Source organism: Curtobacterium sp. UNCCL20, assembly GCF_900101675.1.
In the GTDB taxonomy this organism is placed as follows: domain Bacteria; phylum Actinomycetota; class Actinomycetes; order Actinomycetales; family Microbacteriaceae; genus Curtobacterium.
Genome location: NZ_FNKG01000001.1, coordinates 1,427,152 through 1,447,147 on the forward strand (window position 1 = coordinate 1,427,152; position 19,996 = coordinate 1,447,147).

Annotated in this window: 19 protein-coding genes; 15 read left to right on the top strand and 4 right to left on the bottom strand. The window is 70.9% G+C overall.

The window, feature by feature from the left end; translation table 11 throughout:
• Positions 1–75 precede the first annotated feature (75 nt).
• Complete coding sequence (locus BLT36_RS07030) at positions 76–702, top strand: hypothetical protein (protein ID WP_092093313.1); 627 nt, start codon at positions 76–78, stop codon at positions 700–702.
• A gap of 165 nt (positions 703–867) precedes the next feature.
• Here BLT36_RS07030 and gndA read toward each other — a convergent pair whose 3' ends face one another.
• The gene (gndA, locus tag BLT36_RS07035) at positions 868–2,325 is read right to left on the bottom strand and encodes an NADP-dependent phosphogluconate dehydrogenase (RefSeq protein WP_092093316.1); all 1,458 of its coding nucleotides are present in this window, start codon (positions 2,323–2,325) and stop codon (positions 868–870) included.
• A gap of 219 nt (positions 2,326–2,544) precedes the next feature.
• On the opposite strand from gndA, the gene BLT36_RS07040 reads away from it, so the two are divergent.
• Positions 2,545–3,084, top strand: a complete 540-nt coding sequence (locus tag BLT36_RS07040) for a gluconokinase (RefSeq protein WP_092093317.1) — start codon at positions 2,545–2,547, stop codon at positions 3,082–3,084.
• On the opposite strand, the gene BLT36_RS07045 is transcribed toward BLT36_RS07040, so the two are convergent.
• Positions 3,071–3,310 carry an SHOCT domain-containing protein gene (locus BLT36_RS07045; protein ID WP_092093320.1) on the bottom strand — a complete coding sequence of 80 codons (240 nt, stop codon included), beginning with the start codon at positions 3,308–3,310 and terminating at the stop codon, positions 3,071–3,073. The genes BLT36_RS07040 and BLT36_RS07045 overlap by 14 nt on opposite strands.
• A gap of 216 nt (positions 3,311–3,526) precedes the next feature.
• Between BLT36_RS07045 and BLT36_RS07050 the strand changes: the two genes are divergently transcribed.
• The 4 genes from BLT36_RS07050 (at position 3,527) to BLT36_RS07065 (ending at position 7,056) form a co-directional block, all read left to right on the top strand.
• Complete coding sequence (locus tag BLT36_RS07050) at positions 3,527–4,873, top strand: sensor histidine kinase (RefSeq protein WP_175529529.1); 1,347 nt, start codon at positions 3,527–3,529, stop codon at positions 4,871–4,873.
• A complete protein-coding gene (locus tag BLT36_RS07055; protein WP_092093325.1) occupies positions 4,870–5,562 on the top strand; it encodes a response regulator in 693 nt (230 codons plus the stop codon). Before BLT36_RS07050 ends, BLT36_RS07055 begins: the two co-directional genes overlap by 4 nt.
• Before the next feature lie 124 nt (positions 5,563–5,686).
• Positions 5,687–6,475, top strand: coding sequence for a sugar phosphate isomerase/epimerase family protein (locus BLT36_RS07060; RefSeq protein ID WP_092093328.1), 789 nt, complete (start codon positions 5,687–5,689; stop codon positions 6,473–6,475).
• Positions 6,472–7,056 carry a GNAT family N-acetyltransferase gene (locus BLT36_RS07065; protein ID WP_092093331.1) on the top strand — a complete coding sequence of 195 codons (585 nt, stop codon included), beginning with the start codon at positions 6,472–6,474 and terminating at the stop codon, positions 7,054–7,056. Before BLT36_RS07060 ends, BLT36_RS07065 begins: the two co-directional genes overlap by 4 nt.
• A 141-nt stretch (positions 7,057–7,197) precedes the next feature.
• Here the strand turns inward: BLT36_RS07065 and uxaC are convergent, their stop codons facing one another.
• Together uxaC and BLT36_RS07075 are read right to left on the bottom strand one after the other, a co-directional pair.
• Complete coding sequence (uxaC, locus tag BLT36_RS07070) at positions 7,198–8,637, bottom strand: glucuronate isomerase (protein ID WP_092093334.1); 1,440 nt, start codon at positions 8,635–8,637, stop codon at positions 7,198–7,200.
• An 11-nt stretch (positions 8,638–8,648) separates the two neighbouring features.
• On the bottom strand, positions 8,649–9,683 hold the full coding sequence (locus tag BLT36_RS07075; protein ID WP_092093338.1) for a LacI family DNA-binding transcriptional regulator: 1,035 nt from the start codon (positions 9,681–9,683) through the stop codon (positions 8,649–8,651).
• A 238-nt stretch (positions 9,684–9,921) separates the two neighbouring features.
• Between BLT36_RS07075 and BLT36_RS07080 the strand changes: the two genes are divergently transcribed.
• From BLT36_RS07080 to BLT36_RS07120, 9 genes are all read left to right on the top strand, one after another.
• Positions 9,922–11,280: an ABC transporter substrate-binding protein gene (locus BLT36_RS07080; RefSeq protein ID WP_175529530.1), complete on the top strand. Its 1,359-nt coding sequence runs from the start codon at positions 9,922–9,924 to the stop codon at positions 11,278–11,280.
• Positions 11,280–12,314 carry a carbohydrate ABC transporter permease gene (locus BLT36_RS07085; protein ID WP_092093343.1) on the top strand — a complete coding sequence of 345 codons (1,035 nt, stop codon included), beginning with the start codon at positions 11,280–11,282 and terminating at the stop codon, positions 12,312–12,314. Before BLT36_RS07080 ends, BLT36_RS07085 begins: the two co-directional genes overlap by 1 nt.
• Positions 12,311–13,258 (top strand): carbohydrate ABC transporter permease, encoded by a 948-nt coding sequence (locus tag BLT36_RS07090; RefSeq protein WP_254787401.1) that lies wholly within the window; start codon positions 12,311–12,313, stop codon positions 13,256–13,258. Before BLT36_RS07085 ends, BLT36_RS07090 begins: the two co-directional genes overlap by 4 nt.
• A gap of 94 nt (positions 13,259–13,352) precedes the next feature.
• Positions 13,353–14,189: a sugar phosphate isomerase/epimerase family protein gene (locus tag BLT36_RS07095; RefSeq protein ID WP_092093345.1), complete on the top strand. Its 837-nt coding sequence runs from the start codon at positions 13,353–13,355 to the stop codon at positions 14,187–14,189.
• Entirely contained in the window at positions 14,186–15,394 is a 1,209-nt protein-coding gene (locus BLT36_RS07100) for a Gfo/Idh/MocA family protein (RefSeq protein WP_092093348.1), read from the top strand. Before BLT36_RS07095 ends, BLT36_RS07100 begins: the two co-directional genes overlap by 4 nt.
• The gene (locus BLT36_RS07105) at positions 15,391–16,278 is read left to right on the top strand and encodes a sugar phosphate isomerase/epimerase family protein (protein ID WP_092093350.1); all 888 of its coding nucleotides are present in this window, start codon (positions 15,391–15,393) and stop codon (positions 16,276–16,278) included. The genes BLT36_RS07100 and BLT36_RS07105 overlap by 4 nt, the downstream gene beginning before the upstream one ends.
• Positions 16,275–17,558: a mannitol dehydrogenase family protein gene (locus BLT36_RS07110; RefSeq protein WP_092093353.1), complete on the top strand. Its 1,284-nt coding sequence runs from the start codon at positions 16,275–16,277 to the stop codon at positions 17,556–17,558. The genes BLT36_RS07105 and BLT36_RS07110 overlap by 4 nt, the downstream gene beginning before the upstream one ends.
• Entirely contained in the window at positions 17,555–18,931 is a 1,377-nt protein-coding gene (gene manD / locus BLT36_RS07115; protein ID WP_254787404.1) for a D-mannonate dehydratase ManD, read from the top strand. The genes BLT36_RS07110 and manD overlap by 4 nt, the downstream gene beginning before the upstream one ends.
• A gap of 102 nt (positions 18,932–19,033) precedes the next feature.
• Positions 19,034–19,996 carry a hypothetical protein gene (locus tag BLT36_RS07120; RefSeq protein ID WP_092093356.1) on the top strand — a complete coding sequence of 321 codons (963 nt, stop codon included), beginning with the start codon at positions 19,034–19,036 and terminating at the stop codon, positions 19,994–19,996.

The following is a 19,996-nucleotide window of genomic DNA, read 5'->3' on the forward strand; positions in this document are numbered from 1 at the left end:
GAGGATCGGGGTGTGCTGAGGCGTCCCGATCGAGTTCCGCGCTTCAGCCGCGCCCGACGGCGGGAGCGCCGCCCGATGTCACCCGCCCGGCGTTTCCTCGCGCTCCGCTGGGCCATCGTCGGGGTCTGGGCCGCACTGCTCACGGCGCGCGTCATCGTCGTCGCGGTGTCACCCGACGCGGATCTCACCTTCTTCGGCATCGCTGAGGTCGTCTCGATCGCACTCGGTTTCGCCGTGATCGCCGTCGCAGTGGTGCGTGGCCAGTCGATGCGACGCCGCCACGAGGACGAAGCGCTCGCCCTGGCGATCCGGCGCATCGACCCCACCGTCTGGCTCGTCCCCGCGGCGCCCACCGCCGAACTGCGGTCCTCGATCGAGACGATCCGACCCGAGGTCTCGCTGGGGCACCGGGTCACGTGGGCCTTCGGTGCGACCGAGGCCTCCCTGTGGGAACTCGAGGAGCGTCGTGCCACCCGGCTGCTCGTGATCCGGTGGAGCCGCATGGTGCACGTCGGCCTCGAGGACGTGCAGGGCGACGGCCGGTCGTGGGCGATCGCGATGCACTACGTCCGGCCGGACGACACGACGGCCGTGGCGACCTTCTTCGTCCGATCGGCCCCGGGCTCCCGACGCATGCTCGGTCGGGGCCCGCGGCTCGAACGGCTCGTCGCCGACCTGGCACGCGAACGCATCGTGGCGTAGCGGAGCTCCGCCGCCCACCGCACACACGACAAGGCGAACGCCCACACGGCAAGGCGGAAGACACGCACGACAAGGCGGAAGGCCCCGCCGATCGGCGGGACCTTCCCTGGCGCTGTCGTCGCGCAGTCTCGGTCGTCGACCACAGCTCCGCGCGGTCGTCGGCGGTCAGTGCGTCGAGGGTTCCTGCTCGACCTCGCGACGGTCGTCGTCCGACCACAGCGTGTGGAACGTGCCGTCCTTGTCGATGCGCTGGTAGGTGTGCGCGCCGAAGAAGTCGCGCTGCCCCTGGAGGAGCGCAGCGGGCAGGCGCTCGGATGCGAGCGAGTCGAAGTACGACAGCGCTGACGAGAAGCCCGGCGCCGGGATCCCGGACGCGGCTGCAATGCCGACGATGCGACGCCATGCCGCTTCGCCCTCGGCGACCGCGTTCGCGAAGTACGGGTCCACCAACAGCGATTCGAGCTTCGGGTTCTTGTCGTACGCCTCGACGATGCGGTTGAGGAACTGGGCGCGGATGATGCAGCCGCCGCGCCAGATCTTCGCGATGTTGCCGAGGTTGATGTCCCAGCCGTACTCCTTGGCTCCGGCGATGATGAGGTCGAAGCCCTGCGCGTACGCGACGACCTTCGATGCGTACAGCGCGGCGCGGACGTCGTCGGCGAAGGTGTCCGGCACCTCGGCGATCGACGGACGGTTCTGCACCGACTCCTGCACGGCGGCGCGCTGCGTCGGCTTCGACGACACCGCGCGCGCGAACACCGCTTCACCGATGCCCGACACCGGGATCCCCAGGCCGACCGCGTTCTGCACGGTCCACACGCCGGTGCCCTTCGAGCCGGCTTCGTCGCGGATGACGTCGACGAGCGGCTTGCCGGTGTCGGCGTCCTGCTGCTTGAGGACCTCACCGGTGATCTCGATCAGGTAGGACTCGAGGTCGCCCTTGTTCCACTCGTCGAACACCTTCACGAGGTCCTCGACGGAGAGCCCGCCGACACGACGGAGCAGGTCGTAGGACTCGGCGATGAGCTGCATGTCGGCGTACTCGATGCCGTTGTGCACCATCTTCACGAAGTGCCCGGCTCCGTCGGTGCCGATGTGGGTCACACAGGGCTCGCCCTCGGCGACCGCGGCGATCGACTTGAGGATCGGACCCAGGGTCTCCCAGGCTTCCTTCGACCCGCCGGGCATGATCGACGGACCCTTCAGGGCACCCTCTTCACCGCCGGAGATGCCGGTGCCGACGAAGTTCAGGCCCTTCTCGCGCAGGTCGTGCTCGCGGCGGATGGTGTCGTGGAAGTTCGCGTTGCCGCCGTCGACGATGATGTCGCCGGGTTCGAACTTCTCGGCGAGCTGCGAGATGACCGCGTCGGTGCCCTTGCCGGCCTGCACCATGATGATCGCCGTGCGGGGCTTCGAGAGCGACACGACGAAGTCGTCGATGTCCTCCGAGGCGATGAACCCGGCGTCGCCGTGCTCGTTCATGAGTTCCTCGGTGCGGGCGTAGGTGCGGTTGTAGACCGCGACCGTGTTGCCCTCTCGCGACGCGAGGTTCCGCGCGAGGTTCGAACCCATGACTGCGAGGCCGACGACCCCGATGTTCGCCTGACCACTGTTGTCTGCCACGAAGGTCTCCTTTGTCCTGACGGTGCCGCACCCTGCGGTGCCGCACCGTGCGGTGCAGCATCCTGCGGTGCCGCACCGTGCGATGCAGCACCCTGCGGTGCCGCACAGTGCGGTGCGGCACCTGACGTTTCCCGCACCAACCTACGGTCGGCGCCCTGGGACCGCACGGCTGTTACGGCAACTGGGGATGACTGTTCACGGGACCAATACTGTGGAGGGATGACCGAGAGCGACGTCCTCCCGCCCGTGCTCGTGATGGGGGTCTCCGGCTCCGGCAAGTCGACGATCGGCCAGTCCCTCGCGGACGCGCTGGCGGCGCGTGGCGAGCCGTGCGTCTTCGTCGACGCCGACGACCTGCACCCCGCCGCGAACAAGGAGAAGATGCGGCAGGGCGTGCCGCTGACCGACGAGGACCGGTGGCCGTGGCTCGCCGCCTGCGCGGCGCGTATCGCTGAGGTCGAGGACTCGGGCAGCCGCTGCGTGATGGCGAACTCCGCCCTCAAGCGCGTCTACCGCGACCGGCTCCGCGAGAGCGCTCCTGGCCTCGTGATCGCGTTCCTCGACGGGTCGCGCGAGCTCATCGCCGAGCGCCAGTCGCACCGCCACCACGAGTACATGCCGAACACGCTGCTCGACTCGCAGTTCGCGACGCTGGAGCGCCCGCAGCCGGACGAGGCCGCCGTCGCCGTGTCGATCGAGGGGTCGGTCGACGACACGGTGGCGACGATCCTCGCCGCGCTGTCGGTCACTTCCGGCTGAGCTCGGACAGTCGCGCCCGGTACTCCTCGGCGTCGATGTCGCCGCGTGCGAAGCGGTCGGCGAGCACCGATCGTGCATCGGAGCGCGCCCGCCAGCTTCCCCGTCGAGCGACCCCGAACACCAGGAAGACGACGAGGAACGCGAAGAAGAAGAACGCGGGGAAGACGAAGAACGGGAACCCGCCGCCGTGCCAGTACGGCGCGGTCGCTGCGATGGTGGTGAGCATGGGGACCTCCTGAGGTCGGTTTCGGTGCCGCTGTCGCGACACTGCAACGATCCGGCCTGGAGGCACGTCACGCGTCCGCCGGTCGGCCCCACTTCCGGCTGCTCCCGCAGTCGTAGAGAGGCGCCTCCTCCACAGGGTCCTACTCCCGGGGGAGTAGTCCGCAGGTCGTGCTGCCGTCCGATGTCGAGCGCGTCGGCCGACCCTAGGCTCTGCTGCATGGACACCGCACCGACCGCCGAGGACCCGCTGGCGACCGACGCCCGCTGGCGCGGCCGTCGTCGGTTCGCCCGCGTCGGCCGTGTGCTGCCCGTGGCACTCGTGCAGATCGTCGGAACGCTCCTGGCCTCCCGGTTCGCCACCGACGGTGCGGGCAGTGGTCCGCCGTGGATGCGCCAGCCAGTCGGCACCGTCATCGACGCCGTCCACCTCGGACCGCTCGCGCTCGTGCTCCTCGTCGCCGGGGTGGTCGTCCTCCCGTGGCGTTGGCGATGGCCCCGCGCGGTGCTCGTCGTCACCCTCGCCACGACGATCGGCTACGCCCTGGTCGTCAGTCCGCGAGGTCCGTTCGTCGCAGCGCTGACGATGGCGCTCGCGAACGCCTGGCTCCGCGGACACCGGTGGACGGTGACTGCCGTTGCGACGATCAGTGTCGCGGTGCTCCCGACGGCGGACGTCCAGCTCGGCCGTGCACCGGCGCCCGACCTCAGCACCGTGCTGCTCGCGTTCGCGTGGGTCACGGTGACGATCGCGGTGTCCGAGCTGATCCGCGTCCGGTTCGAGCGGGTCGCCGAGCGTCACCGCCAGCGGGTCGAGGCCGATCGCCGCCGCGCCGGGGACGAGCGCGTCCGGATCGCCCGCGAACTGCACGATTCGGTCGCCCACAGCATGTCCCTCATCAACCTGCAGGCCGGTGTCGCTCTGCATCTGAGTCCTGGCCTGCCCGAGCAGACCCGCGAGTCACTCGCGAACATCCGCGATTCCAGCCGCGACGCCCTCGTCGAGCTCCGGACGATCCTCGGTGTGCTCCGTGCGGTCGACGTCCCACCGGGCACCGGCGGTGGGCAGCGGGACGGCGACGGCGCGCACGAGCGGAACCCGACCCCCGGCCTCGACCGTCTGCACGCCCTGGTCGAGCGTGCGCGCGCGGCCGGCGTCGACATCGACGTGACCATCACGGGGAACCCGGCGGCCGTCGGTGGCGTGACCGACCGCAATGCCTTCCGCATCATCCAGGAGTCCGTGACGAACGTCATGAAGCACGCGCCCGGGCACCGCGCAGACGTCGCGGTGACGATCGGACCGGACGTCGTCGACCTCGTCGTCGAGGACCGACCTGCCCGCCACGACAACGAGGCGTCCACGCCGGTGGTGCTGGGCCCGACCGGCAACGGCATCATCGGCATGCGGGAACGTGCGGTCGCCGTCGGCGGCACCCTGCAGGCCGGGCCGACGACGAGCGGCGGCTGGCGTGTGGCGGCACGGCTCCCCGTCATCGCCGCTGACGCCGATGCCGATGCCGACGCAGACGCCACGGCCACCGCCACCGACGGGGACCGACCATGACCGCGCTCTCCGCCCTCCCTGACCCGATCCGGGTGGTCCTCGTCGACGACCAGGTCCTGGTCCGCGCCGGACTCCGCGCGCTCGTCGACGCCGAGCCCGGCATGACCGTCGTCGGCGAAGCAGGCGACGGCGACGCCGCGGTCGAAGCCGTCCGGGCCGAGCGCCCCGACGTCGTGCTCATGGACATCCGGATGCCCGGCACCGACGGACTCGCCGCCACCCAGCGGATCTCCGCCGACCCGGACCTCGCGGGCGCGCACGTGGTCATCCTGACGACCTTCGAAGAGGACGACTACGTGTTCGAGGCGATCCGCGGCGGCGCTGCCGGCTTCCTCGTGAAGGACACCGAGCCCGCCGAACTCCTCCGGGCGATCCGCACCGTCGTCGCCGGTGACTCCCTGCTCTCGCCGCGGGCCACCCGCTCCCTCATCGAGGCGTACGCGACCCACGCGAAGCCGACCGCCCTCGCGCCCGAACTCGGCGTGCTCACCGACCGCGAGCGCCAGGTGATGCAGCTCGTCGCCGTCGGGATGACGAACGCCGAGATCGCGGAACGCCTCTTCGTCAGCCCGATGACCACGAAGACCCACGTCTCCCGCGCCATGATCAAACTCGGAGCCCGCGACCGCGCCCAGCTGGTCGTCTTCGCCTACGAGACCGGCCTCGTCACCCCGGGGTGGCGCCCCTGATGACGGCTGCGTGCGACCTGCGGGCGGTCAGCGCCGTGGAGTCACCCGCCGCCCGGCGCTTGGCAACAGGTGGCAACAGCTGGCAACAGCTGCGGTACCGGTTGCTCCCGAGTTGCATGAACGCATGTCGTTCACGGGATTCGGCGTCGTCGCCGGAGCAGAACTGACCGACGCCGTCCGTCGGGCCGGTGCCGATCACGTCGAGCCGTCGATCGCCGGCAACCTCGTCGTCCGCGACGGGCCGGGCTGGGCGCTCGCCGGGTCGTACTCGGGGCAGCGCTTCCCATCGTTCGCGGTCCTCGTCCCCGGGGACCTCCCGTTGCTGACGGGGGAGCCGGGTACGGTTCGGCAGTACTTCGAGTCGGTGCTCCCGCTCGTCCACTCGGTCGCGGACCCCGGGGCCACGATCGTGTTCGGCTCCGGTACGGCGCGGCGGGTGCCGGAGGGCATGCCGACCGACGAGGGACGACGCCGGTTCGCCGAGGTCGTCCGCACCGCGCGTGACGTCGCCGCCGAGCACGACCTCCGCGTCGTCGTCGAACCACTCAGCCGCGCCGAGACGAACCTGCTCCACACCGTTGCCGAGACCGTGGCGTTCCTCGACGACGCCGGCATCGACGGGGTGGGCGTGGTCGCGGACCTGTTCCACATCCGGAACGAGGGCGAACCGCTCGAGGTCGTCGGCGCGTACGGACACCGCATCGGCCACGTGCACCTCAGCGACCCGGATCGACAACCGCCGGGCACGGTCGACGACGTCTGGCGCACCTTCCTCGACATCGTGCACGAGGGCGGCTACGGCGGTTCGGTGTCGCTCGAGTGCCGGTGGTCTCCCGACGTCGACGACGCCGAGGTGCAGATCCGCAGCGCCCTCGGACGCGTCCGCGATGCCGGTGGCATCCTCGTGTCATGACGATCGACGTGCGGCCGGCGGCGTCCTTCGACGACGTCCGGACGATCGTCGGCCCGAAGCGCCCGGACGCGAACGTTTGCTGGTGCCTGAGCTACCGAATCCCGTCGAAGGAGAACCAGGCGCTCCGTGGGCCGGCCCGCGGTGAACGGGTCCGGGAGCTCCTCGCGGCCGACGTCCCCCCGGGTGTCCTCGCCTACGAGGGCCACGAGGTCGTGGGGTGGGCCGCAGTGCACCCGCGACCGGACACGACGTTCGCCCGGAACCGGAAGATCCCGCACCTCGATGCCCCCGACGACCGAGGCGTCTGGAGCGTCTGGTGTCTCCGGGTGCGTCCCGGTCACCGCGGCACCGGCATCTCGCACACGCTCCTGGCGGGCGCGGTCGAGTTCGCCCGTTCGAACGGTGCGCGAGTCGTCGAGGGGTACCCGGTCGACAACCGCGGCGCGAAGGTCGACCTGACGATGGCCTTCGTCGGCACCCGCTCGTTGTTCGAGGCGGCTGGGTTCGACCGTGCGGCGGCGACGACGTCCGTGCTGAACGGCTTCCCCCGGGTGCTCATGCGAAAAGTGCTCACCGCCTGACGCCCGCCGGCTCGAGGTCCGTCGGACCCGTGCGTCCGACGGACCCCGTGGGGCCACTCCGCGCGAACGCCAAGCGGACGATCGCCACGCGCGCGACCACCACGCGCGCGAATGCCACGCGCCACGCGCAACCCCCGCCCGTCAGAGCTTGAACGTCGCCCGCGGGATGTCCGACACGATGCGGCGCGCCGTCCGTACGGCGTCCTCCTCGGAGATCTGGTGCGTGACCACGAGCGACGCCAGGTACGCCGCGTCCGCCCGTCGCGCCATGTCGTGCCGAGCGGGGATGGAGCAGTACGCGCGGGTGTCGTCGATGAACCCGGAGGTCTTCGTGAACGACGCCGAGTCGGTGATCGCGGACCGGTAGCGGCCGATCGCGGCGGGGGTGTCGATGAACCACCACGGAGCGCCGGCGTACACAGCGGGGTAGAAGCCGGCGAGGGGTCCGATCTCCCGCGAGAACACCGTCTCGTCGACGGTGAACAGCACGAGGTGGAAGCCGGGAGCGGTGCCGAACGACTCGAGCAGCGGACGGAGCGGCTGGGTGAACGACCCGACGGCGGGCAGGTCGTGCCCGGTGTCCGGCCCGAAGCGGTCGAGCGTCGGCGTGTGGTGGTTCCGCACGACGCCGGGGTGGAGCTGCATCACGAGGCCGTCCTCGACGCTCATCTCGGCCCAGCGGTAGAGCATGTCGTGCCGGTACGCGGTGGCGTCGGCGGGCGAGACCGACGCCGGGTCACAGAGTGCCGCAGCGTGGATGCGCTGTCGCGACTCCGCGGACAGCGGCGTCGAACCGGGGTCGATGACCCCGGTGTCGGTGGCGGTCGCGCCGTGCTCGATGAAGTACTGGCGACGTGCGCGGAGCGCTGCCAGCAGGCCGTCGTGGGTGCCCGTGTCGATGCCGGCGGCCTCTCCGATGGACACGACCACGTGCCTCCAGTCCGGGCCCGACGGGTCGAACACGGCGTCCGCGCGGAAGGTGGGGACGACCCGACCGGTGAAGGTGGGGTCGGCGGCGAGCCGCGCGTGCGCGGCGAGGTCTGCGGTGGGGGAGTCGGTGGTCGCGAGGACCTCGATGCCGAAGGCGTCGAAGAGGGCACGCGGCCGCATCTGCGGCTGCTGCAGCAGTTCGGCGATGTGGTCGTACTGCTCGTCCGCGTTCGCGGCCGACGGCTGCTCCGTCAGCCCGAAGACGTCGTGTAGCTCCGTCTCGAACCAGTAGCGGACGGGGGTGCCGAGGAAGTCGTCCCAGTGCTCCGCCAGCTGCCTCCAGATCTGCCGGCCTGGAGGCGCGGGGTGCGTTCCGGACAGGTCGGCGCGACCCAGCGCCTCCAGTCCCACACCGTTCGCGTGCAGGAGCCGCAGCACGTAGTGGTCGGGCGTGATCAGCAGCGACGCGGGGTCGGCGAACGGTTGGTCGTCCGCGATGAGGGCCGCGTCGACGTGCCCGTGCGGGGAGATGATCGGCGCGTCCTTGACCGCTTCGTAGACGATCCTCGCGACGTCACGCGCGCCCGGGTCGGCGGCGAACAGCCGGTCGGGGTGCGGAGCGAGCGGGGTGGCGGTGCTGGTCTGGGTCATCGTCGACTCCTTCAGGACGGACGGACCGGCGCGGGCCCGGTGGACTCGCGGACGGTGAGGTGGGTGGGCAGGGCGACGGCGCCGGTCATGTGCTCGCCGGGCAGTTCGTCGGCGGGGATCGCTCCGAGCCGGCCGAGCAGCATCCGGATCGCGACCCGGCCGGCCCGTTCGATCGGCGAGGTCATGGTGGTGAGCGGCGGGTTGCAGAAGTCGGCGCCGAAGATGTCGTCGCACCCGACGATCGACATGTCCTCGGGCACGCGGACACCGCGCTCCCGGAGGCGTTGCAGCATGCCGATCGCGATGAGGTCGTTGAACGCGATGCACGCGGTGGCGCCGGCGTGCACGGCGGCGTCGGCGGCGGCCGCGCCGGAGTCGACGAACGGTGCGTGCGGACCGACCCGTGCGACGCGGACGCCGAGCCGTTTCGCGACGCGGAGCAGGGCTTTCCACCGCCGCTCGTTCGACCACGAGCTGTCCGGTCCGGCGACGTAGAGGATGTCCCGGTGTCCGAGCGACACCAGGTGCTGCACGGCCTGCTCGACCCCGCCGGGGGTGTCGATGAGCACGGACGGCACGCCCTCGGGCCGCCGGTTCACGACGACGAGCGGGGTGCGTTCGGCGAACCGGGCGATCTGCGCGTCGGTGAGCCGGGACGCCGTGAGCACGGCGCCGTCGGCCTTTCCGGCGATCGCGCTGAGGGCCGCCATCTCGGCGTCGGCGGACTCCTCGGTGTCGACGAGCAGCTGCGTCCACCCGGCGCCCGCGAGCTGGTGCTGCGTGCCGCGGATGACGTCGAAGTAGAAGGGGTTCGTGATGTCGGAGACGAGCACGGCGACCGCGCGGGTCCGACCGGAGGTGAGTGCCCGCGCCTGCGAGTTGGCGACGTAGCCGAGCTCGCGGGCGGCCTGCTGGATGCGCTGCTGCGTGGCGTGGTTCACCCGGTCCGGCAGGGAGAGCGCCCGTGACACGGTGGACGGCGCGACGCCCGTCGCGTCGGCGATGTCGCGGATGGTCACCCGCCGGGCGGTGTCGGTGTCGGTCACGTGTCCTCCGTCGTGCTGCGGCGCCGCGGTGCGCCTGGCGACGGGCCGCCCGAACGGTGCTGGTGCTCCCCGGGAAGCTCGTCGATGGACCGAACGTAGGCCGGTCTGGCAACAAGTGGCAACCGGTTGCCGGATGTTGCCACCAGCGGAACAGTGGTCACCACGCCGGCGGCACGTCCACCGGTGCCCGGGATGCAGCGTCGCTCCCGGGTGGAGGTCTCGAGGAGGAAACCCCCGCATGAGCACAGGAAGACTCAGGACACGCACCCTGGTCGGTGCCGTGGCCGTGGTCGCCCTCGCCGCGCTGTCCCTGCAGGGATGTGCCGTGGTGAACGGCAGCGGTGACGACCCGAACACCCTCCGCGTCATGATGGGCGCGGACACCACGTACCCCAAGGAACGCAAGCAGTGGCAGCAGGACACCGCCGCCGAGTTCAAGCGCACCACCGGGGCCGACATCCAGTGGGAGACCTACTCGTCCGCGCAGGAGGAGCTCACCGCGATCCAGACCAGCGTCATCTCGGGGCAGGGTCCCGACGTGTACGCGATCGGCAGCACCTTCACGCCGACCGCGTACGCCACCGGTGCCTTCGTGCAGATGGGGGCGAAGGAGTGGAAGGCCGTCGGCGGGAAGGACCAGTTCGACCCGGCGTCGTTCGGCATCTCCGGCCCGAGCACCTCGAAGCAGATCGGCATCCCGTTCGCCAGCCGACCGTTCGTGATGGCCGTGAACAAGGACCTCCTGGCCCAGGCCGGCATCGACTCGATGCCCACCACGTGGGACCAGCTGACCGCCGACGCGAAGGCGACCACGACCGGTGACCACCACGGCATGGCGGTCGCGTACGCCGACGGCTTCGACCCGTGGAAGTTCATCTGGGGCATGGCGCAGAACGCCGGCAACACGATCGTGTCGAAGAGCGGCAAGGCCGAGATCGACACCGAGGCCGTCAGCAACGCCTACCGCACCTACTTCGACTGGGTGACGAAGGACGGCGTCGTCGACAAGGCCGCGATCGGCTGGAACAACGCCCAGGCCCTCGCGCAGTTCACCGAGGGGAAGGCCGCCTTCTTCCCGATGACCACCACGACCGCGATCAACTCCTTCGCGGGGACCAAGGTCGACGGCAAGTACGAGTTCGCCCTGCTGCCCACCGTGCCCCCGGGGGCGACGGAACGCCCCGCCGACGGCATCGAGGCCGCGAGCATCCTGTCCGGCGACAACTGGGTCGTGGCCGACTACGGCACGAAGCAGGACCTGTCGTTCGACTTCATCAAGCAGCTGAGCGCCCCGAAGGCGCAGCTCGAGTACTACAAGCTCTTCGGCAACCTGCCGACGAACGCCGACGCCGCAGCCCAGCTCGCCGCCGACAACCCCCAGCTCAAGCCGATCATCGACGCCGGGAAGCTCTCCAAGCCGACCGCCTTCACCGGCGCCTGGTCGGACATCCAGCTCTCGCTCGTCGACGTCGTCGTGCAGTCCATCCCGTCCCTCAAGGGCGGCGAGGTCACCGACGACCAGCTCGAGAAGCGCCTGCAGGACGCCCAGAAGGACGCCCAGTCCACGCTCGACCGTCAGAAGAACGGAGGTCTGTGATGACCGCCACGCAGACTCGCTCGCGCGCGGAGCGCGGACAACCGGGCCAGGACCGGCCGCCGGTCCGGCCGCACGGTACGACCCCGCTCTCCAAGCGCGAGCGTCCGCTCTGGATGCTCCTGCCCGGCGGTGTCCTGATGATCGCCGTCATCGTGGTCCCGCTGCTGGTGGGCGTGTTCATCGCGATGCTCGACCTCGACCAGTACACGCTGCGGCAGTGGTTCAGCGCCCCGTTCGTCGGGTTCCAGAACTTCGCCGAGGCGTTCACCGACTCGCCGCTCCTGCACTCCATCTGGATCTCGGTGTCGCTGTCGGTCCTCGTCACCGCGGTGACCGTGCCCATCGGCGTCGCCGCCGCGATCTCCACGCAGAACCGCTTCCCCGGCCGTGGGCTCGTCCGGTCGATCTACCTCATCCCGTACGTGCTCCCCGCGTTCGTCGTCGGCACGTTCTTCCGCACCATGCTCCAGCCGCAGGGCGTCGTGAACTCGATCCTGCACACCGACGTCCTCTGGCTGAACGGGTCGGCGTCGTACTGGGCGCTCGCCGGCGTCATGATCTGGACGAGCTGGCCGTTCGTCTACCTGCTGTCCCTCGCGGGGCTGCAGGCCGTCGACAACGAGGTGCACGAGGCCGCTGCGCTCGACGGCGTGACCTGGTGGGCGAAGCTCCGGTACATCATCTTCCCGTACCTGCGCGGACCGCTGAGCCTGGCGATCATCATCTCGATCCTGCACAACATCAACAACTTCACGCTCCCGTTCGTGCTGTTCGGCATCCCGCTGCCGTCGAGCGTCGAGGTGATGCCCGTCCTGACGTACATCGCGAGCTTCCAGTCGTTCCGCTTCGGCCTGTCCGCCGCGATGGCGATCTGCTCGCTCGTGATCGTCGCCATCCCGCTGTTCGTCTACCTCCGAGCGGTCAAGCTCGACACCGGTGACGACGCCGGACCCAACCGGAAGCAGCGCCGCGCCGACCGCGCCACGCTCGCTGCCGCCCCCACCGCCGCCGACGTCGACGGAGCACGCGCATGAGCGCCTTCAGCCAGACCCGCACACGCCCCACCGCGACGCTCACCGAGAGCATCACCGCCTCGGGCGACCGTCGGCACAAGCGGCCCTACGACACCGACGTCACCCGGCTCCTGCCGCGCTGGCTGCTCGTCGTCGTGATCGCCGTGATCATCGCGTTCATCGCCGTCCCGGTGCTCTACATCCTGTTCGGCTCGGTGAACTCCGACGTCGCCGTTGCCCGTGGTGAGTACTTCCCGTCCGAGTTCACGCTGTCGAACTACGTCGAGATCTGGTCCACTGTCGCGCTCGGTCAGGGACTGGTGAACTCGATCCTCACCGCCGGTGCGGTGGCGGTCGCCAGTGCTGCGCTCGCCGTGTCCACCGCCTACGTGCTCGTCCGGTTCCGGTTCCTCGGTCGCCTGACGATCCTCCGCGGCCTCCTCGCGCTGCAGTCCATCCCCGGCACCCTCCTGCTCCTGCCCGTCTTCGTGGTGTTCTCGAACATCGCGAGCGCGACCGGCGTGCAGATCATCGGCACCCGCTGGGGCCTGTTCGTCACGTACCTGACGTTCGCCCTGCCGTTCTCGACCTGGGTGATGGTCACGTACCTCCGCGGACTGCCGAAGGAACTCGAGGAAGCGGCCCGCATCGACGGGGCGTCGTCGACGAAGATCCTCACGAAGATCGTCCTGCCGCTGTCGTGGCCCGGCATCGTCGTGTCCGCGATCTTCGCCTTCCTGCTCGGCTGGAACGACGTCCTGTTCTCGACGATCATGACCACCCCGAACACGCGCACCGTCGCTGTGGTCCTCCAGGTGCTCGGCACCACCCAGGAGGGCGGCGCCGTCCCGATCTACGGCCAGATGATGGCCGCGTCGATCGTCTGCGCCGTGCCCGTGGTCGCGCTCTACCTCATCTTCCAGCGGTACCTCGTCGGCGGCCTCACCGCCGGTTCCGTGAAGTAGCGCTGTGCAGTCTGCCGAGTTGTCCACAGACCGCCTGGAGGCACGGTGCCAGCCCGCCCCGCGCCTCCAGGATGGTCGTCATGAAGGGAATGCAATGACCCAGCTCAGTTGGGAGCTCTCCGGTTTCGGTGACGAGATCGACGCCGACCCCGCCGTCCAGGTGGCGGTCCTGCAGGCGCTCGGTGCGAGCGCGATCGAGGTGCGCAGCGCCTGGGGCGTCAACGTCGTCGACCTCGACGAGGACCAGCTCGCCGGGCTCCACCGCCTGTTCGAGGAACGCGGGCAGACCGTGTCCGCCATCGCCTCGCCGATCGGCAAGGTGTCCGTCGACGAGCCCGTCGAGCACGAGGTCGAACGACTCGGCCGGGCGATCCGCGCCGCCCACGCCCTGGGCACGAAGAACATCCGGATCTTCTCGTTCTACTTCGAGGGCCGCACGCCCGAAGCCGTCCGTGATGACGTGCTCGTCCGGATGCGTGCGCTGGCCGACCTCGCGGAGCGCGAAGGCGTCACCCTGCTGCACGAGAACGAGAAGGACATCTACGGCGACGTCCCCTCGCGGGTGCTCGACATCGTCGAGAGCGTCGACTCACCCGCGCTCCGCCTCGCCTGGGACAACGCGAACTACGTGCAGTGCGGCGTCAAGCCGTTCACCGACGGCTGGGCGCAGCTCGCCCCGTACGTCGACTACCTGCAGGTGAAGGACGCACTGTCCACCGACTCCTCCGTGGTCCCCGCGGGCGAGGGCGACGGCGAACTCGTCGAGACCCTCACCGCACTGCGCGACGCCGGCTACACCGGGTACGCCTCCCTCGAACCGCACCTCAGCGACTTCACCCACCTCGGCGGGTTCTCCGGCCCCGCGGCGTTCGGCCGCGCCGGCCGCGCCCTCCGGAAGCTCACCGACCAGATCGGAGTGACCCTGCGATGACCACCACCGCAACGCCCCTCAAGCTCGCCGTCGTCGGCGCCGGCGTCATCGGACGCCACCACGCCAAGGTCGCCGTGCACCACCCGGACCTGCAGGTCGTCGCCCTCGTCGACGCGATCCCCGCCGCGGCCACCAGCGCCGCCGACGAGCTCGAGGCGATGGGCGTCGACCGGCCGATCACGACCGAGACCATCGAACAGGCCATCGCAGAGACGGACATCGACGTCGTCGCGATCTGCTCCCCGTCCGGCATGCACGTCCAGCTCGCCGAAGCGGCACTCGCCGCAGGGAAGCACGTCGTCATCGAGAAGCCGCTCGACACCACGATGCCCCGTGCCCGGTCGATCGCCGCGCTCGCCGCCGAGGGCCGTGCTCGCGGGCTCGTCACGAGCGTCATCAGCCAGCACCGCTTCGACCCCGCGTCCGTCGCCGTCGCCGGTGCCGCACACGGCGGTGGGTTCGGCACCGTGACCTCCGGGGTCGCGAGCGTCGCCTGGTACCGGTCGCAGGGCTACTACGACTCCGGGGACTGGCGCGGCACCTGGGAGCTCGACGGTGGCGGCGCGGTGATGAACCAGGGCGTCCACACGGTCGACCTCCTCGTGTGGGTGCTCGGCCGGCCGGTCGAGATCTCCGCACAGACGGGGCTCCTCGCGCACGATCGGATCGAGGTCGAGGACACGGCGGTCGCCACCGTCCGCTTCGAGAACGGCGCACTCGGCGTCATCCACTGCACGACCGCCGCCTACCCGGGACTGTCCGCGCGCTACGCCGTCTACGGCACCCACGGTTCGGCGATCGTCGACGACGACCGGCTCGCCTACTTCCACATCGCGCCCGACGCCGCGACGCTCGAATCGGCGTCCACGACGTCGAACGCCACCGCCGTCGCCGGGGCGGTCGACCAGAAGGACGACGTCGTCCCCGCCGAGCACGTCGTCGGCGGCCCGGCCGAGCCCGACCACTTCGCCGCCGGGCACGCGCGCCAGTACACCGACATCGTCGCCGCGATCCGTGGCGGCACCGACCCCGGCGTCGGGGTCGAGGACGCCCTCGTGTCCCTCGCCACCGTGCGCGGGCTCTACGTCAGCGCGACCCTCGGCCAGCCCGTCCGGATCGACGACGTCATCGAGGGCAAGTACGACGACGTCATCCCCGTCGTGGGCGCCCCCGCCACCGCAGCCACCGAAGGAGCCGACCGATGAAGTTCTCCGTGTTCACCGCCTCCACCCCCGACTGGACCCCCGAGCAGGCCGCGACGACGCTCGCCGAGCAGGGCTGGGACGGCGTCGAGTGGCGCGTCGTCGACGACCGCCCTGCCGAGGGCACCGAGGTCCCGGCGGGCCGGTCGTTCTGGGCGGGCAACAAGTCGACGTGGCAGTTCACCGGCATCGAGGACAACGTCGGCGACATCGCCCGCATCACCGACGACGCCGGGCTCGAGTACTCCGGCATCGGCGGGTACCAGCCGGCGTCGGACCACCGGGGCGTCGACACGATGCTCCGCGTCACGAGCGAGCTCGGCGCACGCCAGGTGCGGGTCACGATGCCGCATTACCGCGCCGAGAAGGAGCGCACGGGGGAGACCTACGGTCAGCTCTTCGACCGCACCCGGGCCGACCTCGAGTGGGTCGCGTCGCGCGCATCGGAGCTCGGCGTGAAGGCACTCGTCGAGCTGCACCACATGACGATCACCCCCTCGGCGTCTGCGGCGCTCCGGCTGGTCGACGGACTCGACCCGGCGCACGTCGGGGTCATCCACGACCTGGGCAACCTCGTGATCGAAGGGCAGGAAGACCACCTCGCGGCGTTCGAGCTCCTCGGCCCGTACCTCGCGCACGCCCACGTCAAGAACGCCCGGTGGGTCGACACCGGCGACACCCGGGCCGACGGCAGCGCGATCTGGCAGAACGAGTGGGCACCGCTCCGCACCGGCCAGGCGTCGGTGTCCGAGTACCTCGACGCCCTCCGCCAGGTCGGGTACGACGGCTGGGTCACGATCGAGGACTTCTCCACCGACCTCCCGCTCGAGACCCGCACCGCCGACAACCTCGCCTACCTGCGGTCCCTCGTGCCGGTGTCGGCATGACCGATCGTCGTCCGGGCATCGTGCACCTCGGCATCGGGGCGTTCGCACGGGCCCACCTCGCCTGGTACACGGGACGGGTGCCCGGGGACGCGTGGGGTATCACCGCGTTCACCGGGCGCTCCCCGGACGCGGCGGACGCGCTCACCGCGCAGGACTGCCGGTACACGCTGGTCACCCGCGCTGCCGATGGTGACACCGCCGAGGTCGTCGAGACGATCGTCGCGGCCCACCCCGGCAGCGACGACGCGGCGCGGAACGACGCGATCGCCTCCCCGGACACCACGATCGTCACGCTGACGGTCACCGAGAACGGGTACCGCGCCGGCTCCGACGTCCCCGCCAGGCTGGTCGCCGGGCTCGATGCCCGTCGCGCAGCCGGCGGCGGTCGGATCGCACTGGTCAGCCTCGACAACCTGACCCACAACGGCCAGGTCCTGCGTGACGCGGTGCTCGCCGCAGTCGACGACGACGAACTGCGCGCCTGGATCGATACGAACGTCGCGTTCCCGAGCTCGATGGTCGACCGGATCACCCCGGCCACCACCGATGACGACGTCGCGTCACTGACCGGGCTCGACGGTGCGCTCGCCGGTGACCGCGTGCCGGTCGTCACCGAGCCGTTCGCCGAGTGGGTGCTCCAGGATGCCTTCGACGGGATCGACCGTCCGGCGTGGGAGACCGCCGGCGTCCGGATCGTCGACGACGTCACCCCGTACGAGCAGCGGAAGCTCTGGCTGCTCAACGGGTCGCACTCCCTGCTGGCGTACCTCGGGCTGCTCCTCGGCCACGAGACCGTCGCCGAGGCGATGGACGACCCCGTGTGCCGCGGCGCGGTCGACGACCTCTGGGACGAGGCCGCGCTCGAGCTGCCCCTCCCCGCCGACGAGGTCACCGCCGCCCGCACCGACCTCGTCGAACGGTTCGCGAACCCCCGCATCCGCCACACGCTCCGGCAGATCGCCTCGAGCGGCTCCGAGAAGCTGCCCGTCCGGGTCGTGGACGTGCTCCGGCACCGGCACCGCCGCGACCCCGCCGCCGGCATCGGACCGGGCGCCGCGACCGCGATCGCCGCGTGGTGGCTGCACGTCACGACGCAGACCGACCTCGTGGACGACGCCGGGGCACCCGGGCCAGACTCGGACGTGCACGAGGTCCTGGCCGTGATCGCCCCGGACCTCGACACCACCCCCCTGGTCGCTGCCGTCACGGCCGCGGCCGACCGCATCCGCACCGCCGCGGCAGCCGCCCGCGAGCCCTCCGACGAAGGAGTCCACGCATGACCGACACGAGCACCGGCTCGAACGGCGCCGCCACGACGAACCCCGCGGCACCGGTGCCCGGCGCGACCGACCCGGGCCGCGCGGGTGACCCGACCTCCGGCCGCCCGGACACGTGGGCCTCGGCGGACCGCGGCCAGCTGATCGACCGGGCCGAGGTGATCGTGACGAGCCCGAACCGCAACTTCGTGACGCTGAAGCTCACCACCGCCGACGGCGTCACGGGCCTCGGCGACGCCACGCTCAACGGACGTGAGCTCGCGGTCGCCGCCTACCTGTCCGAGCACGTCGTCCCGCTGCTCGTCGGCCGTGACGCCAGCCGCATCGAGGACGCCTGGCAGTTCCTGTACCGGTCGTCGTACTGGCGTCGGGGCCCGGTGACGATGGCCGCGATCGCCGCCGTCGACATGGCGCTCTGGGACATCAAGGGCAAGGTCGCGGGGATGCCCGTGTACCAGCTGCTCGGCGGTGCCTCCCGGACCGGACTGATGGCGTACGGGCACGCCTCCGGCAAGGAACTCCCCGAGCTGTTCGACTCCATCCGTGAGCACCAGTCCGAGGGCTACCGGTCGATCCGCGTGCAGACCGGCGTCCCCGGGCTCGAGTCGATCTACGGCATCGCGTCGAACAAGACGACCGAGGGCAACAGCGGCGTCCGGTACGACTTCGAGCCGGCGCAGCGTGGGGCGTTCCCGGCGATGGAGGACTGGGACACCCGGGCGTACCTCCGGCACGTGCCGACCGTGTTCGAAGCCGTCCGCAACGAGTTCGGCCCCGAGCTGCCGCTCCTGCACGACGGGCACCACCGGATGACGCCGCTGCAGGCCGCCAAGCTCGGGAAGTCCCTCGAGCCGTACGACCTGTTCTGGCTCGAGGACTGCACCCCCGCCGAGAACCAAGAGGCCCTGCGGCTCGTCCGGCAGCACACCACGACGCCGCTCGCGATCGGCGAGGTCTTCAACACGATCTGGGACTTCAAGGACATCATCCGCGACCAGCTCATCGACTACGTCCGCGGTGCCGTGACGCACATGGGCGGCATCTCTCCGCTGAAGAAGACGATGGACTACGCGGCGATGTACCAGATCAAGTCCGGGTTCCACGGGCCGACCGACATCTCGCCGGTGGGGCTCGCGGCCCAGATGCACCTCGGGCTCGCGATCCACAACTTCGGCATCCAGGAGTACATGCAGCACGGCCCGAAGACGAACCAGGTGTTCCACCAGACGTTCACCTTCACGGACGGCTACCTGCACCCCGGCGACGAGCCCGGACTCGGCGTCACACTCGACGTCGACGAGGCGGGGAAGTACCCGTACGAGCAGGCCTACCTGCCGTTCAACCGCCTCGCCGACGGCACCGTCCACGACTGGTGACCCCTCGCTGAACACCGGTGTTCGTCCTCCGCACCGCGCCGATCCGCGGCGCTGAGCACGAACACCGGTGTCTCGCCGAGGCGGAACGGGCAGAGTGGAGGCATGGGGTTCGCAGACGTGGCGAGGGAACTGCTCCTCGTCGTGCCCGCGGACTTCGTCGCCCAACGCACCGCGCGGCAGCGGGCTGCACGGAAGGACGACCGCGAGCTCGCTGCGGCGATCGGGAGTCTCCGGAAGCCGGCACCCGCCGCGTGGGTGATCGACCTGCTGGCCCACGACGGCGCCCTCGACGATGCCGTCGACCTGGGACCGGCGATCCGGAAGGCCCAGGCGGACGCCGACCCGGCCGAGATCCGGAAGCTCCGGCACCAGCGCGCGCAGGTCGTCGACGCGCTCGCCCAGGCCGGCGCGGACCTCGCTTCCGACGCCGGGCACCCCGCGACGCCCGCCGTGCTCGACCAGGTCCGGGCGACGATCGAGGCCGCGATGGCCGACCCGCACGCCGGTGCCGCGGTCCGCTCGGGCCTCCTCGTCCGACCGCTCGAGAGCGCCGGGTTCGACGACGTCGACCTCGACGGCGCCCTCGCGGACCCGGACGCCGTGCCCGATGCGTGGTCCGGCAGCGACGCGCCACCCATCCCCATCGACCAGGCGAGACGATCGCGGAAGGCGGGCCGCGCCTCCAGGCCGCCGGAACGCGACGAGACACCGGAACGACGACCGACGCCGGAACCCGAACCGACGCCGAAGCCCGAACCGCAGCCGAAGCCGACGCGCGATCGGGCCGTACGAGAACCGAAGGTCGATCCGTCAGCCGAGCGCCGGGCCGCCCGTGATGCGGAGGCCGAGGCGCGCGCCGCCTCCCATGAGGCCGACGCAGCCCTCGACGCCGCCGAGCAGGAACTCGAGCACGCCGAGGACCGTCACGCCGACCTCGAGCGACAGCTGGCGGACGCCACCGCCGAGGTCGAACGCCTCGAACGTGCCCGGGACGACGCCGAAGCCGCCAGCGACCGAGCCCGCGACGCGTTCACGGCCGCCCGGAAGGCCCGCCGCGGCCGCTGA

What these genes read in the sequence shown, in the direction of transcription:
- BLT36_RS07065 (WP_092093331.1), top strand. Translation starts at nt 6,472, where the DNA reads ATGACGATCGACGTGCGGCCGGCGGCGTCCTTCGACGACGTCCGGACG.
- BLT36_RS07090 (WP_254787401.1), top strand. Translation starts at nt 12,311, where the DNA reads ATGAGCGCCTTCAGCCAGACCCGCACACGCCCCACCGCGACGCTCACC.
- BLT36_RS07055 (WP_092093325.1), top strand. Translation starts at nt 4,870, where the DNA reads ATGACCGCGCTCTCCGCCCTCCCTGACCCGATCCGGGTGGTCCTCGTC.
- BLT36_RS07095 (WP_092093345.1), top strand. Translation starts at nt 13,353, where the DNA reads ATGACCCAGCTCAGTTGGGAGCTCTCCGGTTTCGGTGACGAGATCGAC.
- BLT36_RS07080 (WP_175529530.1), top strand. Translation starts at nt 9,922, where the DNA reads ATGAGCACAGGAAGACTCAGGACACGCACCCTGGTCGGTGCCGTGGCC.
- BLT36_RS07050 (WP_175529529.1), top strand. Translation starts at nt 3,527, where the DNA reads ATGGACACCGCACCGACCGCCGAGGACCCGCTGGCGACCGACGCCCGC.
- uxaC (WP_092093334.1), bottom strand. Translation starts at nt 8,637, where the DNA reads ATGACCCAGACCAGCACCGCCACCCCGCTCGCTCCGCACCCCGACCGG.
- BLT36_RS07120 (WP_092093356.1), top strand. Translation starts at nt 19,034, where the DNA reads ATGGGGTTCGCAGACGTGGCGAGGGAACTGCTCCTCGTCGTGCCCGCG.
- BLT36_RS07110 (WP_092093353.1), top strand. Translation starts at nt 16,275, where the DNA reads ATGACCGATCGTCGTCCGGGCATCGTGCACCTCGGCATCGGGGCGTTC.
- BLT36_RS07060 (WP_092093328.1), top strand. Translation starts at nt 5,687, where the DNA reads ATGTCGTTCACGGGATTCGGCGTCGTCGCCGGAGCAGAACTGACCGAC.
- BLT36_RS07100 (WP_092093348.1), top strand. Translation starts at nt 14,186, where the DNA reads ATGACCACCACCGCAACGCCCCTCAAGCTCGCCGTCGTCGGCGCCGGC.
- BLT36_RS07045 (WP_092093320.1), bottom strand. Translation starts at nt 3,310, where the DNA reads ATGCTCACCACCATCGCAGCGACCGCGCCGTACTGGCACGGCGGCGGG.
- BLT36_RS07030 (WP_092093313.1), top strand. Translation starts at nt 76, where the DNA reads ATGTCACCCGCCCGGCGTTTCCTCGCGCTCCGCTGGGCCATCGTCGGG.
- BLT36_RS07040 (WP_092093317.1), top strand. Translation starts at nt 2,545, where the DNA reads ATGACCGAGAGCGACGTCCTCCCGCCCGTGCTCGTGATGGGGGTCTCC.
- BLT36_RS07085 (WP_092093343.1), top strand. Translation starts at nt 11,280, where the DNA reads ATGACCGCCACGCAGACTCGCTCGCGCGCGGAGCGCGGACAACCGGGC.
- manD (WP_254787404.1), top strand. Translation starts at nt 17,555, where the DNA reads ATGACCGACACGAGCACCGGCTCGAACGGCGCCGCCACGACGAACCCC.
- BLT36_RS07105 (WP_092093350.1), top strand. Translation starts at nt 15,391, where the DNA reads ATGAAGTTCTCCGTGTTCACCGCCTCCACCCCCGACTGGACCCCCGAG.